Raw genomic sequence first — 15236 nt, 5'->3', positions numbered from 1 at the left:
CTGTCCTGTCCGGCAACGCGGTGTCGCTACCGCCACCGGAAGCTCGGCTACGATCTCCGCCGTGTACGTCAAGCGCCTGTGGGCGGCACTGCTCACCGCGGTAACCGGTTTGACCCTCGTGATGGTCACGGCGCCAGCCGCATCGGCCGAACAATGTGTCGCTCCGGGCAACGTTGTGGTTCCCGTTCCGTGGGCACAACAATTGCTCGCGCCCGATCAGGTGTGGCCGCTGAGCACCGGCGCGGGCCAACGCGTGGCGGTAGTCAGCACCGGCATCGCCGACAACCCGTTGCTGGCCGGGCACATCGCCGAACGGAAGGACTTCGCCTCGGGCGGCAACTCGCAAGGCGCCAACGGCGACTGCCTCGGCGTCGGCACCGGCGTGGGCGGCGTCATCGCCGCGCAGCGTTCCGGTCTGGTGGGATTCCACGGCATGGCGCCCGATGCGCAACTCCTCGCGGCGAGGGTGGTCGGCGACTCCTACCCCTCCGGCCAGGGGCAGACCGTCGATCCGGACACCCTGGCCGCGGGCATCAACTGGGCCGTCGACCGCAACGCGACCGTGATCGCCGTGCCGACGATCACCTACACCGACAGCGGGGCGCTGCGCCAAGCGGTGCGGCGCGCACTGGAGCGCGACATCGTGGTGGTCGCCGCCGTGGGCGAAATGCAGTCGAACGAACCCGTCGGCGTCGTCCCGTATCCCGCGGGTTACGACGGCGTCCTCGGGGTCGGAGAGATCGAGGAAACCGGCCACTTGGTTCAGTCCTCGCGCCCCGACCGGGTCGATCTGGTCGCCCCCGGCGTGAACGTGGTCACGACATCGCCCGGCTCCGGGCTCGGCAGCTACTCCGGCACCGCGTTCGCCACCGCCTATGTGGCAGGCGCGGTTGCCCTGACCCGCGCCCACTGGCCGGGACTGTCCGCTGTGGACATCCAGCGACGACTGCTGGCGACCGCCACACCCGCGCCGGAAGGCACCGGAAGCCCCGGCTACGGCTACGGCATCGTCAACCCGTACCACGCGGTGTCCGACAGTGTCGTCAACGGAACTCCCGCGGCGCTGCCGGACCTGACGCCGATCGCGGTCGACCCGCGAGAGCAGGCCAGGCAGGCCGCCGAAGAGCGCAGCGACGCCTGGGCCTTCGAACTGGCCGCGGCCGGTTTGGGTCTGGTTGTGGTGGTCACCGCGATCGTCGTGTTCGGACCCCGTGGCCGGCGACGCCGCTGGCGCAGCGGGTTCGCCCCAGTACCCCAGAACCGGCCCGAGGACGAGCGTCCCGAACCCCCGGTCGAACTGTTCGCCGACCGTCCAAAGCGGACCTGACCGGTTCGGGCGCGCAGTGGCGCTGGAACGCACGAGTATTCCCCTCCCCCCAGTCGACAAGTCGCGCAAAGAGCCGGTTCCGGTAGGTCGTGCGTACCGGAACCGGCTGGTGGATCAGGTGGATCCGCTTTAGACGTTGAACAGGCCGGCTGCCTGGCTGTCCGCGTGGAACGCGTTGTTCATGGTGTCGACGACGGTCCGGCCCATGGTCGAGTGCGCGTCGCTGAGATTCAAAATCTCGTTGTTCCACTTTGTCTGGGCCTGGTCGAAGGTGTCGGCGGCGGCACCCTGCCAGTCGTCCGCGAGGATGCTCTTGGCCTGCTGCTTGAGGTCCTCGAACAACTGCATCAGTTCGGCTGCCTTGTTGCTGTGGGTGCTACCGGTGTCGCCGACGGTCCCGTCGTAGCGCATTGGCATGTCCATGATGCCCGCCTTTCCCTCTGCTGCTGGTCCGAACGATTACAACCGGTGGAAGTTCATGCCGCCAGCAGCGATCGCGTTGATCTTCGCACGGTCGTCGTGGTCCTGGTTCGTCAAGATGTTCTTGCCACCGACGATGGCGGTCTGCAGGTCGTCGAGGATGTTGCGCAACCTCGCCCACTCCTGCTGAAACTCGTCCTGCTTGCCCAGCGCCGCCGTCGCGGCACCGCCCATCCAGCTCGCGCCCACGATGTTTTGGTACCCGGCGTAGATGTTGCTGAGGATGGCCTCGCCGTCGCTCTTCTTGTGCGTGATCAGGTTCACGAGCCTGTCGATCTGGTCCGGCGTCAGCTTCAAAGCCATAGTGCAACCCCCAAGTAAATAGGCGTTTGACTCGAACGATAAGACGCCGGACTGTCAACTCGCCATCGAACGGTGTCGGCAACGCGTGGGATGAAAGCCCACGTCAGTGACCTGCGAGCGAGCCAGGAACCGTCTTGGCACGGACTTGCTACGGGATCACCGTGGCCGCACTCATCGCCGCGGCCGGGTCGAGCGTGGGCCCTTCGGGAATGCGCTGGACCAGGGCCGCGGGCATGGGCACCGCCTGCGCCGCCGAATACCCGAGCTGCGCCAGCACGTCCTCCGAGGGCACCGGAAACCGCAGGCCCTCATCGGTGACGAGGTTCAGCGCCCCGGCACTCGCGGTGCCGGACGGCAGGACCCGGACGAGCGCCACCCCACCCGGTGGCACCAGCACCCGGTCGGCCAGCCTGGTCCCGGTCCCGCTTTCCTGCCTGGTCTGGATTCCCGCGGCGAGCGCCGAAACGTCGCCACCGAGCGAGATCTCCGGTGCGCCGCGGGCGTCGTCGGTCTGCGAGCACAGTGCGGCACGGCCCTGGTTCGGCACCACGGCCAGGTCCGGCTGCGTCACCGGGGCCGCGGCTTCGCCCTGCACCACGGGCAGGGCCTGGCTCGCCGGCGCCGCGTTGGCCGCCGCCGCCGGGATCGGCTTGGGCTCTACGGAATACTGACCGCTGAGGATGCGCATCTGCAGCTCGGTCAACGGTGCCAGGCCGTCGGACCGGACCAGGTTGTACTGCACGCCGCGGCTGAGCGGGTAGTAAACGATGTCGCCCACCGTGTAGCCACTGAGCGCCGCGGAGGGCTGGCCACGGCCGGGAACATCGATCGGGCCGATGTCCTGCCCGGAGGGCAGGCCGTTCACCCAGGCCGTCCCCACCTCGACGGTGCCCGCCTGTGCCCCGAAGACCGAGCGGATGACGGACGGGTCGGTGATCCGGTAACGGTGATTGTTCCAGACCAGGTAAACGGCGCCGTCGGTGTCGTCACGAGCGAGGATCGCTCGCTGGCCCAGCGGCGTGCCATCCGGCATCGCGCGCCCCACGAGCAGCGTGGTCGTGGTCATCGGGCCGCCGGCGAGGTTGCTCCCCAGCACCGAGCACATCGTCCATGGCGTGCCGGTGATCCGGTCCGCATCGGGCAGCGAGTCCGGCGCGCCGGGGATGCCGACGACGGTCTTTCGCGGAATTTCGACCAGGTCGGCCCCGGCGACCCGGTGCGGGCCGGCGTTCTGCGAATTGCTGAGCAGCCGGGCGGAGGCGTAGTTGAGCACCGGCTGCAGTTCGCCGGCGCGGTAGACGTAGGTCGCCCCGGTCTCCCGCTCGATCACGATCGCGCCATCGGCCTTCCAGGACGTGCCACCCACGCCGGTGAACACACCGTAGACACCGAATCCGGCGGCGATCAGGACCGCCACCATCACTCCCGCGAACACCCCGCCCACGCCACGGCGCAGCGGAGTCTGCTCGGGGTCGGTCTCACGCACGATGAGCGCCGAGGTGACCCGTTGCATCATGAACTGGTAGGCGTGCAGTTGGTCGCGACGAGTGGGCACGCTTGATCCCTCAACCGATCGAGGCCATCAGGCCTTGGACATAAGCGAAGAAGCCGGTGATGTATCCCGCGAACGGGATCAAAGCCACGATAGCCACCACGTCGAGGAAGTCGGCCAAGCGACCGAACCACGGCGTCGGATTCTTGCCCGAGTAGACCATGCCCGCCGCCGCGGCCAGTAGCGCGATCACGCCCAGCGCCAGCAGGAACAGCCCCCGTTCGGCATTGTTCGTGGCGGTGCCGAAGTACCACTGCCCGAGCAGGACGAACGCCCACAACCCGGCGACGAGCAGCGGAATCCGGTGCCGGGGTACCGGAAACAGCCGCGCCCGCAGCAGTAGCGCCACGGCGACCAGGGCCAGCATGATCAGCCGGGAGCCACCGGCGTGCGTGGCCAGAAAGATCGCCGAGAACCCGCTGGCCACCGCGGCGCCGGAGAGCAGTCCGGAGAGGATCTCGTCGCTGCGGGCGGCGGCGTCGAACACCTCCGGCGACGGTGGCTGCGCTTCGTCCTTCAGCAGGTCCGCCGAGCGCTGGGGCAGCGCGGGCAGCGGCAGCCTGCCGAGCCGGATGCTCAGCCACGGATAGGCCGGCAGCAGTCCAATCGCGACGGTGACCACCACGGACGCGACGGCGTCGGGGTCCAGTCCGGAACCGCAGACCACGCCCAGCGTACCGAGCACGCCGATGCCGATCGCCGCGACGAAGACCCGGCCCAGCGCGCCGACCCCGAGGTAGCCGATGATCCCGAAGATCAGCAGCGCGACCGTGCCGAGCAGAAGTTGCGGCGTGCCAATCGAAAGCAGGCGCGCGTGCTCCGGTGCGGTGCACAGCAGCCCGCCGATGAAGGCGTACGGCAGCCCGGAACCGGCGAACACCGCGCCGGCCGCGGCGTCCGGTACGGCTCGTGCGATCACGATCCCCAATGCGGTCAGCACCACCGCCGCGGCCAGCATGATCAGCCCGGGCGCCAGCCACGGCGGTTCGAACAACAACGTCACCAGGCTTCCGGCGGACAGCAGCGCGGCGCACACCGCAAGCCCGGTGCGCCGGGTCTGGGCCGGGCCCCAGCTGCGGCCGTAGCGGCGCGCGCCGCTGGCGATCGCCTCGACCAGGTCGTCGTACTCGATCTCGGGCCAGTCCACCGGCCCCGGTACCAGATGCAGGATCTCGCCGTCGCGCACCTGTTGCGCGGCAAGGGTCTGCTGAGGCTCGAGGCGTTCACCGGTGGGCCGCCGCAAGGACCAGCCGCCGTGCCGTTCCCCGCGGTCGGCCGCTTCTTCCCCTGCGTGGCGCAGAATGTACGGAAGCAGCTCGGCGACCGGTACGTTTTCCGGCAGCGCGACATCGATGCCGCGCTGAGGGGTGGTTATCGTCACCTTCGTGAGCATCGTGCCCATCGCCGACGTCATTTCCTGCCTCCCGGCCCCGTACGATGTTGTTTCCCGCTACAGGATGTTGCGTTTCCCATCAGCGTCCCTGTCGAATCGGCCCCCGAGACCGGCTGGGAGAGTACCCGTTGAAGCGCGGCGCTAGGTTTACGGGGAAGCTCGACGGTGGCGCCCCGGGCGCTCGGGAGGTTCAGTCTTGGGAACGATCATAGTCAAACGGCCGGTTCGGCAGGCAGCACCAGAGCTGCCCTCCGGCGACGTGGTGCTCGATCCACCGCCGGAGAACCCGCCTCCGTCGGGCAAGAGCTGGACGCGCGTGCTGATGATCCTGCCCATGCTGGCCGGCACCGGCGGCATGGCGCTGCTGATCGGGGCCGGCCGGTCCGGGCCACTGATGTACGTGGCGGGCGGGCTCTACGGCGTCGCGGTGCTCGGCATGATCCTGTTCCAGATCATCAGTCAGAACGGGCAGGGCGCGAGCAAGCAGGAGATGATCGCGAACCGCCGCCGTTACATGCGCCGGCTGTCGCAGCTGCGGACGCAGGTGCGCGACACGATCGACCAGCAGCGCCGCGCCATGTTCTACCGGCATCCCGATCCCGCGCAGCTGTGGTCGACCGCGCAGAGCACGCGGGTGTGGGAGCGTCGGCCGGGCGACTGGGACTTCACCGTGGTCCGCATCGGCCTCGGCTCGCAGGAACTCGCCACCCCGCTGGTGCCGCCGGAGACCAAGCCGGTCGACGAACTCGAACCGTTGTGCGCGGTCGCGCTGCGCAAGTTCGTCACCTCCTACGCGACGGTGCCGGACCTTCCGGTGGCCGTGGCACTGCGCGGGTTCTCGCGGATCTATTTGACCGGCGACGACGAGCGCAGGCGCGCGCTGGTCCGCGCGATGGTGGCCCAGCTGAGCGCCTTCCATGCTCCCGGCGATGTGCTCATCGGGTTCTGCGTGCGCGATCGGGAAGCCTGGGAATGGGCCAAGTGGCTGCCCCATGCCCTGCACCCGAGCAAGACCGACGCGGTCGGGCAGATCCGGCTGGTGACCCCGTCCGTGACCGCGCTGGAAGCGATCCTGGACGACGTGCTGGCGAACCGGCCCAGGTTCAACCCCGGCTCGGCGCCGATCGAAGGAATGGCGCATTTGGTGGTTTTCCTGGACGGCGGGGACACCACTGGTTCGGAGCATCTGGCGATCGAGGGCGGTCTGGAAGGTGTCACGGTCGTCGAACTGACCGAGAAGGCGCCGCGGCTGCTGGACTCGGCGGCGCTGGTCCTCGACGCCCCCGCGGACGGCAACCTGACCAGCCGGACCATGGACGGAGAAGGCGCCATCGGCAAGGCCGACGGGATCGATGTCGAAGGCATCCGCGGCTTGGCCCGCACGCTCGCGCCGCTGCGGCTGTCCGCGCTGTCGACCGGTGAGCAGCCATTGTCCGGCTCGCTCGAGCTGACCGACCTGCTCGGCGTCGGCGACCCGTACGAATTCGATCTCACGTCCACCTGGAAGGCCCGGTCGAGCCGCGACCGGCTGCGGGTGCCGATCGGCATCACCGCCGACGGCCGCACGATGGAGCTGGACCTGAAGGAATCCGCACAGGACGGCATGGGCCCGCACGGTCTGCTGGTCGGTGCCACCGGTTCCGGCAAATCGGAGCTGCTGCGCACGCTGGTGCTGGCGCTGGCGGTCACCCACGATCCGGAGATCCTCAACTTCGTCCTGGTCGACTTCAAGGGTGGCGCGACGTTCACCAAGCTCGACCGGCTGCCCCACACCAGCGCGGTGATCACCAACCTGGCGGACGAGCTGCATCTGGTCGACCGGATGCTCGACGCGATCAGCGGCGAGCTGCTGCGGCGGCAGGAACTGCTGCGCAAGGCGGGAAACTACGGCTCGCAGCGCGACTACGCCCGTGCCCGTGACGCGGGCGCGCCGCTCGACCCATTGCCCGCGCTGCTGGTCATCGTCGACGAGTTCTCCGAACTGATCACCGCGCGGCCCGACTTCGTCGACATGTTCGTCCAAATCGGACGCGTCGGCCGGTCGCTGGGGGTGCACCTGCTGCTGGCTTCGCAGCGGCTGGAGGAGGGCCGGCTGCGCGGGCTGGACTCGCACCTGTCCTACCGGATCGGGCTGAGGACCTTCTCCGCCATGGAAAGCCGGGTGGTACTCGGCTCACCGGACGCGTTCCAACTCCCGCGCTCGCCCGGTAACGGGTTCCTGAAGTTCGGCACCGACGAACTCGTCCGGTTCAAGGCCGCCTACGTCTCCGGCGTGCACCGCAAGGGCGGCACCGTCGTCGGCCGGACCGACGACGAAGGCCGCCACATCGACCCGGTGCAGAACTACTCGACGCGCTTCCTCCGGCCACGGCTGACCGAGGAGATCGCCGCGCCGGAGCCCGCGGAAAGCGAAGCCGACGAGCTCGGCGAAACCCTGCTGGACGTCCTCGTCGAGCGACTGGAAGGCAAGGGCAGGCCGGCTCACCAGGTGTGGCTGCCCCCGCTGGCCGAACCGCCGACGCTCGACCAGTTGCTCAACCCGCTGATGACCAGTCCCGAACGGGGCCTGACCACCGGTGAGACCGAGCATCACGGAGCACTGCGCGCCGCGGCCGGCATCATCGACCGGCCCGCCGACCAGCGGCGCGACGTGTGCTGGCTGGACCTTTCCGGCGCCGGCGGCAACCTCGTCGTCGTCGGTGGCCCGCACAGCGGCAAGAGCACCGTGGTCCGGACCGTCATCGGCAGCCTCGCGCTGACGCACACGCCGGCCGAGGTCCAGTTCTTCTGCCTCGATTTCGGCGGCGGCGGGCTGACCGCGATGCGCGAGCTGGCCCACGTCGGCGGGGTGGCGAACCGGCGCGAGGTGGACCGGGTACGGCGCAGCGTCGCCGAGGCGCGGACGCTGCTCGCCGAACGCGAGCAACGGTTCGCCGAGCGCGGCATCGACAGCATGGTGACCTACCGGCGGATGCTACGCGAAGGCCGGTTCCCGGAGGACCGCTTCGGTGACCTGTTCGTGGTCGTGGACGGCTGGGGAACGCTGCGCGCCGAGTTCGAGGACCTCGAGCCCGCGGTGACCGAGCTCGTCAACCGTGGCCTGGCGTTCGGGGTGCACGTCATCGCGACCGCCAACCGGTGGATGGACCTGCGGATGACCGTGCGGGACATGTTCGGCAGCCGGCTCGAACTGAAGCTGGGCGATCCGACCGACTCGGTGATCGGTCGCCGCCAGGCGGCGAGCGTGCCCGAGCAGACACCGGGCCGGGGCCTGGCGCCGGACGGGATGCACTTCCTCGCCGGGGTGCCGCGCACCGACAACAAGTCCACCGCCGCCGATCTCGCCGACGGGATCCGGCAGTTCGTCGCCTCGGTCAACACCGCTTGGCCGGGCAAGACGGCGCCCGCGGTCCGGCTGCTGCCGGCGGAACTGCCCTACGCCGACCTTCCCGCACCCGACGAGCACGGCATCCCGATCGGCATCTCGGAAGCCGACCTGCGGCCGGTCGGCCTGAATTTCCTGACCGAACCGCACCTGCTGCTGCTGGGCGATGTCGAGTCGGGCAAGAGCTCGTTCCTGCGTGGGCTTGCGCGCGGCATCATGACCCGGTTCGGCCCGGAGCAGGCGCAGATCGCGCTGATCGACTTCCGGCGCAGTCTGCTCGGCTTGGTGCCCGAGGAATATCTCATCGGTTATGCGACCGCGAGTGGAACCGTCGCCGAAATGGTGCGTCTAACCATCGACGCGATGGCCAAGCGCCTACCAGGAAGCGACATCACCCCGGAGCAACTGCGCACCCGAAGCTGGTGGAGTGGACCGGAACTGTTCATCCTGGTCGACGACTATGACCTGGTCGCGCCGAACCCACACGACAACCCGCTGGTGCCACTGTTGGAGTTCATGACGCAAGGCCGCGACATCGGGCTCCATCTGGTGGTCACCCGCCGGACCGGGGGCGCCGGGCGGGCGCTCTACGACCCGGTGCTCTCCCGGATCCGCGACCTGGCCTCGCCCGGCATCCTGATGTCGGGCAGCCCGGAAGAGGGGCCGCTGCTGGGCAATCTCAAGGCCAAGCCGCTGCCGCCGGGCCGCGGCTGGCTGATCACCCGCGCCGGCGGGGCACAGCTGGTCCAGCTCGCCCACCTGCCGCCCGAGCAGTAAGGCTGGGCTTGACACGCCGGATGATGATTGAATAAAAGAGGTCGGGCCACCGGTTCGCGCCAAAGTCCGCCGCCGAGGGTCACAGGCTACGGGAGGGCACAATGACGCAAAAGGACGATCCGGGACCGACGGTTCCGATCGCGAAGTGGGCCACCGACGGCAAGGCGCTCAAGGCCGATCCGTCCTCCTTCAGCGGCTACGGCAAGAACGTGGCCACGCTCCGGGGAAACCTGGAAAGCGACAGCCTGCCCGCGAACACGGCGCTGGCGGGTGGCGGCCAGGACGTCGCATTGAGCACGGGCGGCTTTCCCCCTGGCACAACCGTCCAGAAGCTGGCCGGCCGCAATGCGCGAGAGATGGCACAGTGCCTTCCCGACCTGACCAACAACCTCGCCGCCATCTCCTCGGTCGCGCTGATCATGGGTGATCTGTTCAAGGACATGGACGCCCAGAACTCCGCCATGCTCAACGCCGTCGAATGGGCATTCGTCATGCCGGGCGGGAACAAGCCCGCCGATTTGCCCTACTACATCGATCCCAAACAGACGCTCGAAAGCCTGACGGAAAAGTCCACCGCGCCCCCGCCGACCGACACCTCGGGCGACAAGCTGCTCAGCAAGTTCAACTTCGGCACGGGCGAGGTCTACACCTACCAGACGGCCGACGGCGGGATCCGTTCGAAGGTGATCACTTCGAATGGCGAGACCGAGATGTACACCGACAAGAAGGGCAACACGGTCTACCAGATCGAGAAGTCGAGCGACGGCAAGACGGTCACAACGACCTACTACCAGCACGGCAAGCCGGTGCGTGGGACGAGGCAGGTGACCACCACGGACACGGCAACAGACAAGTCCTCCAAGGTCACCGACCAGAAGACGACCGTCGACCAGCTCGACAAGGACGGCAAGGTCGTCCCCAAGAAGACGACCACCAACCACACGGTCACCACCACGTACCAGGACGGCACTCACACGCGGCAGTACTACACCGAAGACGCCCACGGGAAGAAGACGAACGAGCGCGACATCGGGCTCCAGGGCGATCCGGTCACCGGCAAGGACTGGTCGGAGCTGGCGGACCAGCGGCTCGCGGAGGCCAATCGCGTCGCGGGCGGGGCGTGACAAGCCATGTCAGACCAGGACAACGATCCGTACTTCGGCTACGACATCAATGCACTGCAGAACGCGTCGGCGGGACACCCCGCTTCGCCGCTGTTCGATCCGAACTACACCAGCCAGTACTCGGGGCACGCCCCGGCGCTACCGACGTTCTACTCCGACGCGCAGAAGGTGGACGACCGTGAAGACCCCGACCTGAGTACCCGAAGCTGGGACTTCTCGGGTAAGGACATCGGGACCATCCACCTGTGGATCAAGGGCGAGCAGCCGGGCACCACCGAGGAACGAGCCCAGCAGTGGGGCAACATTTCGTTGATGCTGCAAGGGGTAGCGGACCAGCTCCGCGAGCAGACCCAGGATCTGATCAAGGACTGGGAGTCCCCCAAGGCCAAGCAGGTGTTCCTCCACAACGTCGGGATGACGCTGGGCTATCTCGAGGTCTGGAAACAGGCCGCCATCGAAAACGAGGTGGCGCTCTACGGCCTTGCTCAGGTGATGCGTGAAGCACAGGCCGACATGGACCAGCTCTACACCGAGTACGCCTTCGTGCACGCCGGGATGCAGTACGCCTCCGACAAACTTGTTACCAACCCCTACGGCGGCGTTAATGTCGCGGCCGGGATGGACCGCAAGGACAGGGAAAACCAGGAGGAGTACAACAAAAAGGCACGAGCACTGGCCAACAAGTACGCTTCGGAGTACGCGCCGTATCTAACGAAGCTGAACACCGGGCACGCGAAGATGGTGGAAAAACTCAATGCCGTCGCGCATCCCGGGGCCTTCGGCCAACCCACGCCCCCGATGCCGGGCCTCCCGCCGGGAGGCCCGCCACCTTCCCCACCGCCCGGTGCCCCGCCGCCTGCCCCTCCACCCGGTGCCCCGCCTGCCCCTCCGCCTGGTGCCCCACCAGCGCCTCCACCCGGTGCCCCACCAGCGCCTCCACCTGGTGCCCCACCAGCGCCTCCACCCGGTGCCCCACCGGCCCCACCACCCGGTGCCCCACCGCCCACCGTCCCGGCGCCGTCCGCCCCTGCCCCCACACCGCCCGGCCTGACCGGCCTGCCCAACCTCGTACCCAGCCTGTTCAACGCCCGCAACACCGCTCCTACTCCGTTCGCCGGCAAGGGCCCAGGCCTGTTCAGCACGAACACACCCACCGGAGTTCCGCCGACGCTGGGCAACCTGAGTCCCGAGACGGCCTTGGGGGCCGGCAACGGCGCACCGAACCTCTCCTCCAACAGCCTGTACCCGCCGGGCACGATCACCCCGCCCCCAGGCGTCACCCCGCCCCCGGGCGCGCAATCAGCGCAGGCGGCGTCCAAACAGGACAAGCGCCTGCAGGACAACGCGGGCAGTCCGGGGCTGGGTTCCGTCCCGCCGGGGTCGCTGGGCGGCCTGGGGCCCCGGCAGGCTCAGCAGGGGACAAGCGCGAGTTCGACGGTTGCCCCGGAGGTCGCCCAGGGCTTCCAGCCGCCGCCGAGCAGCGCCCCGTCCGTGCTGGACAACGCCAGGAAGCGCGGTCAATCCGTCGCGGGAAGCGCGGCCGAGGCACCGGTGACCCCGCCGGGCGGTCTGGGCGCACCACCGGTGCTGTCGAATCCACATCGGACGGGGCCGGCCAAGACGTTCTCCGAGCGGATCGCGGAAGGCCGGCGGGCCTTGCGGCGCAAGCGCGGCAAGCGGTCCGAGTCGGAGTTCGCCGCCGGCCTGCCCACCGGCACCGCACCCATGCTCGAAGGCCGGTTCGCCGAGCGGGACAAGGTCACCGTCGGTCCCGCCGGAGAGATTCCGGCCGCGTTGCGCACATCCGGCCTCGAAGTGTCCACGTCGGACCCGCACGCCAGGCCCGCGGTGCACGCCGACCGCACCGCCCGCAGCCCACTACCGGCCACCCCGGTTCCCGGCGAGAAGGCGCCGGTCACCGACGAGTCCGCGTTCGAGGTCCAGACCCCTGGCGGCCCGGTGGTCGCGGGCGGCCAGGGCGAGCAGCGCTACCACGCGAACCCACCATCCGCCCTGGGCGGTGGAAACTAGCGTCGCGACCCGCGCAGAACGACAGCAGGTGACCTTGACACCTGCTGTCGTTCTGGCGAGGGCCGTTTCCCGATCGAGTTGGGCGCACGCCGTGCGCCGTCTACGGAACGGCGTGCGTCCATTCGCCCGCGGTCAGCGTGCGACGAGACGATAGGGGATGGGGGCGGGGAGGACGACCGCGGAGACGGTGACGCCTACCCGCTGAAACAAGGACGCCGGGGCCTGGGTCCCGACGATCGTCCATACCGGCCACGATTTGTATGACCGATCGTTCGGCCTGGAGGCGCTGCTAAGGGATTGCCCCCGGAGGTATCAGTAGCGGCCAGGGCGGCCGAGCCAATGGACTTCGGCGGGGACCTGGTCCAGCCACACGTAACGGTTCCCACCTTGGGTGATCAGGGCCATCATGTCGTCGCGCAACGTCTGCAACTGCCCGACGGTCTGCGGGGGCAGACCCAGCACCGGCGCGATCAGCCCCGCCTCGTTGGGGGTGAGTCGCTGCATCAGCAGCATATCCGCGTCCCGGACCGCCGCGACACGCTCCGGCGCGACCCGCCTGTGCAACTGGAGACGCGTCTGCCACGGCTGTGGCTGCCCCGGTGCGGGTGCGGTGTCATGGAGGCACAGCACCGGCGCGTCCGCACTGGCGGTCACTCCGGCGTCCGCGTCCGGCGCCAGGACCGCGACCCGGTCGCTCCGGCCGGTCACCGACTGTCCAAATTGCACCCAGTAGGCCCACTGGTCGCTGAACACCATCAGCCGGGCACCGGATCGCAACGCGCGGTAGGCCAGCAGCCGTGCCGCCCATGCCCCGCCGACGAGATCAACCGTGACCGGCTCCGGCCGGAAGAGGGAAACCGCGATCGGGACGCCGTTGCTGTCGCGGCCCAGCCCTATCCCGAACGACGATGCTGACACCTGCAGCAGGTTCAGCGCACGCTCGGACGCGTAGTGCGCGCCAATCCGCAGCCGCGGGATCGACCTGTGCCGCCTCGTCCGCCATTCCCGTTGCTCACGCACGACGTGGCGCTGCCCGCCGCTCGGCCCGCTTGGACCGCTGGGGGCCGGCGGGCCGGGCGGCAGGGGCGCCGGGATGCCGACGGCAAGGCCCGAGCGCCCCAACGCTTCCCTCGCGCTGCCCTGTTGTGCCTGCTGTGCTGAGACCTGCTGAGGCAGGGCCTGCTGCGCTGAGACCTGCTGAGGCGGAGCCTGCTGCGCTGAAACCTGCTGAGGCGGAGCCTGCTGCGGTTGAGTCCGTGCCGGTACGGGCGGCATCGGCCGCGCGCCGAGCACGCCCTGCTCGGGACGTGCCGGAGGTGGGGCGGGCACGCCGGGGTGCGGGATGGTGGGTTGCGCTGCCGGCTGCGCGGCCATCGGCCTGGGCGGCCTGGGCTGCGGCGGCGGATACTGCCCCGCGTTCATCGGGCGCCTCCCCCACTCGGGGCCGACGCGTAGACGGCCGGTCCATGCTGTCCGTCCAACCGGGACACCCGGGCGCCGGACCGCCGGGCCAGCTCGCGTACCCGATCGCAGATCTCCTGGTAGCGCTGGGGATCGGCGGCGACCCGGATGAGGCAGCGGAGCGTTGTGCCCTCGTACGAGGGTTCGAGCAGGAACGCGATGCTCACCAGATCGGCCGGCACCTCGCTCAGCGCGGCGAGCAGTCCGGCGCTCCGGTCGGCATCCGGCCAGGACTTGATCCAGAAACAGCCGTGGGCCAGGCGGGCGGAATGCCAGGCATCCCACTTCTCACGTACCGCCGGGACCGTGCCCGGCCGCCCGGTACCGGGCACCAGGTCGCAGGATCGCGCCAGCGCGTCCACGATCTCGTCGGCGGCCAGCAGCCGGGCGGGCAGGCCACGTCGCCGCAGCACCCGCTCGACCCGGCGGGTGATCTCGGACAGCACCCCCGGTACGTCGACCTGTTCGCTGCCCTTGCCGATCATCGACTCGGCGACCGCGCGGGCGTCGAGCCGCACGGCCACCCACAGCGAGCGCTCCCGTGTCCGGACCTCGGTTCCCGGAGTGCTTTGGGTTACGACCTGCATCACGACGCCCGTTTGTTCCGCCTCGGCCGCGATACGGGCGAGCGCGGCCGTTGGGACGGCGGGCGCCGGCGCGTCCCCCGGAGCGGACACCGCGATCACGGCGAACCAGCCGGCGTCGTCGCTGCCCATGCCCATCCGGGTCTCTCCGGTGCCGTCGATGTCCTCGACCACCAGATCCGGCGCCAGTTCACACAGCGCCATCAGGCGCGGGTCGTCCCGCTGCTCCCCCGCCGTGCCCCGGCGGGCCCGGAAACCCAGCCACAGCAGGAGGCTCTCGGTCCACCAGCGGCCGCCGGAGCGTCCGAACAGCACCACGAGCACGGCCACGCCGAGAATTCCGGCAACGATCGACGCCCACATCTTCTGCACGGCGACCATGGCGACGACGAGGACGAGCTCGACCGCCAAAAGGCGGGCGACACTGACCGCACCGAGGCGGCCCCGTGTCCGCACTGCGCTGAACCAGGCCGCGCCCTGCGTGCGGCGATCGGGCTCGACGGGCTTACCGCCATGCGCGCCGGACCGCGCTGCCGCACGCGCCGGCGACGACCGAGGAGTCGTGGTCACCTGCGAAGCCCCTTGCACCAGCTAACGATATCGCCGGAATCGACCCCGCTCACCGTGCGAACTCGGCCGATGCAGCGGCAAAACCGTAGGTATTCCGTACCGCCCCGTACTGCCCCCTCGCGCGATGGCACCGACCTGCTGGTTCCCTTTGCCATGGACCGGTACTTGTGGTCAGCTGCCGGTCAGGCCGTCCGTCCGATGTCGAACCCGGGGCCGTGCACGACCACCCCGGCATTACCGCGCTAGACG

At 69.4% G+C, this 15236-nt stretch carries 10 protein-coding genes; 4 read left to right on the top strand and 6 right to left on the bottom strand.

Going from position 1 to position 15236, the window contains the following annotated elements:
- Positions 1-61: 61 nt before the first annotated feature.
- The gene (locus A3CU_RS0108685; protein ID WP_063628803.1) at positions 62-1327 is read left to right on the top strand and encodes a S8 family serine peptidase; all 1266 of its coding nucleotides are present in this window, start codon (positions 62-64) and stop codon (positions 1325-1327) included.
- Between the two features lie 129 nt (positions 1328-1456).
- Here A3CU_RS0108685 and A3CU_RS0108680 read toward each other — a convergent pair whose 3' ends face one another.
- The 4 genes from A3CU_RS0108680 to eccD all read right to left on the bottom strand — a co-directional run bounded on the left by A3CU_RS0108680 (position 1457) and on the right by eccD (position 5076).
- Positions 1457-1750, bottom strand: a complete 294-nt coding sequence (locus A3CU_RS0108680) for a WXG100 family type VII secretion target (protein ID WP_245616945.1) — start codon at positions 1748-1750, stop codon at positions 1457-1459.
- A 36-nt stretch (positions 1751-1786) separates the two neighbouring features.
- Positions 1787-2110, bottom strand: a complete 324-nt coding sequence (locus A3CU_RS0108675) for a WXG100 family type VII secretion target (protein ID WP_027941958.1) — start codon at positions 2108-2110, stop codon at positions 1787-1789.
- A gap of 148 nt (positions 2111-2258) precedes the next feature.
- Positions 2259-3665, bottom strand: a complete 1407-nt coding sequence (gene eccB, locus A3CU_RS0108670) for a type VII secretion protein EccB (RefSeq protein WP_027941957.1) — start codon at positions 3663-3665, stop codon at positions 2259-2261.
- A 10-nt stretch (positions 3666-3675) separates the two neighbouring features.
- Entirely contained in the window at positions 3676-5076 is a 1401-nt protein-coding gene (eccD, locus tag A3CU_RS0108665) for a type VII secretion integral membrane protein EccD (protein ID WP_027941956.1), read from the bottom strand.
- Positions 5077-5251: 175 nt separating this feature from the next.
- Here eccD and A3CU_RS0108660 point away from each other — a divergent pair, with 175 nt between their 5' ends.
- From A3CU_RS0108660 to A3CU_RS0108650, 3 genes are all read left to right on the top strand, one after another.
- Positions 5252-9217, top strand: a complete 3966-nt coding sequence (locus A3CU_RS0108660) for a type VII secretion protein EccC (protein ID WP_027941955.1) — start codon at positions 5252-5254, stop codon at positions 9215-9217.
- Positions 9218-9318: 101 nt separating this feature from the next.
- A complete protein-coding gene (locus tag A3CU_RS0108655; protein ID WP_027941954.1) occupies positions 9319-10341 on the top strand; it encodes a hypothetical protein in 1023 nt (340 codons plus the stop codon).
- Positions 10342-10347: 6 nt separating this feature from the next.
- The gene (locus A3CU_RS0108650; protein ID WP_027941953.1) at positions 10348-12372 is read left to right on the top strand and encodes a hypothetical protein; all 2025 of its coding nucleotides are present in this window, start codon (positions 10348-10350) and stop codon (positions 12370-12372) included.
- A 312-nt stretch (positions 12373-12684) separates the two neighbouring features.
- Here A3CU_RS0108650 and A3CU_RS0108645 read toward each other — a convergent pair whose 3' ends face one another.
- Positions 12685-13794, bottom strand: a complete 1110-nt coding sequence (locus A3CU_RS0108645; protein WP_027941952.1) for a hypothetical protein — start codon at positions 13792-13794, stop codon at positions 12685-12687.
- Positions 13791-14987 (bottom strand): type VII secretion protein EccE, encoded by a 1197-nt coding sequence (locus A3CU_RS0108640; protein ID WP_027941951.1) that lies wholly within the window; start codon positions 14985-14987, stop codon positions 13791-13793. Before A3CU_RS0108640 ends, A3CU_RS0108645 begins: the two co-directional genes overlap by 4 nt.
- Between the last annotated feature and the right edge of the window lie 249 nt (positions 14988-15236).

Origin of the sequence: Amycolatopsis taiwanensis DSM 45107, assembly GCF_000519205.1 — a bacterium.
In the GTDB taxonomy this organism is placed as follows: domain Bacteria; phylum Actinomycetota; class Actinomycetes; order Mycobacteriales; family Pseudonocardiaceae; genus Amycolatopsis_E; species Amycolatopsis_E taiwanensis.
This window is presented reverse-complemented; position numbering and strand designations above follow the sequence as displayed.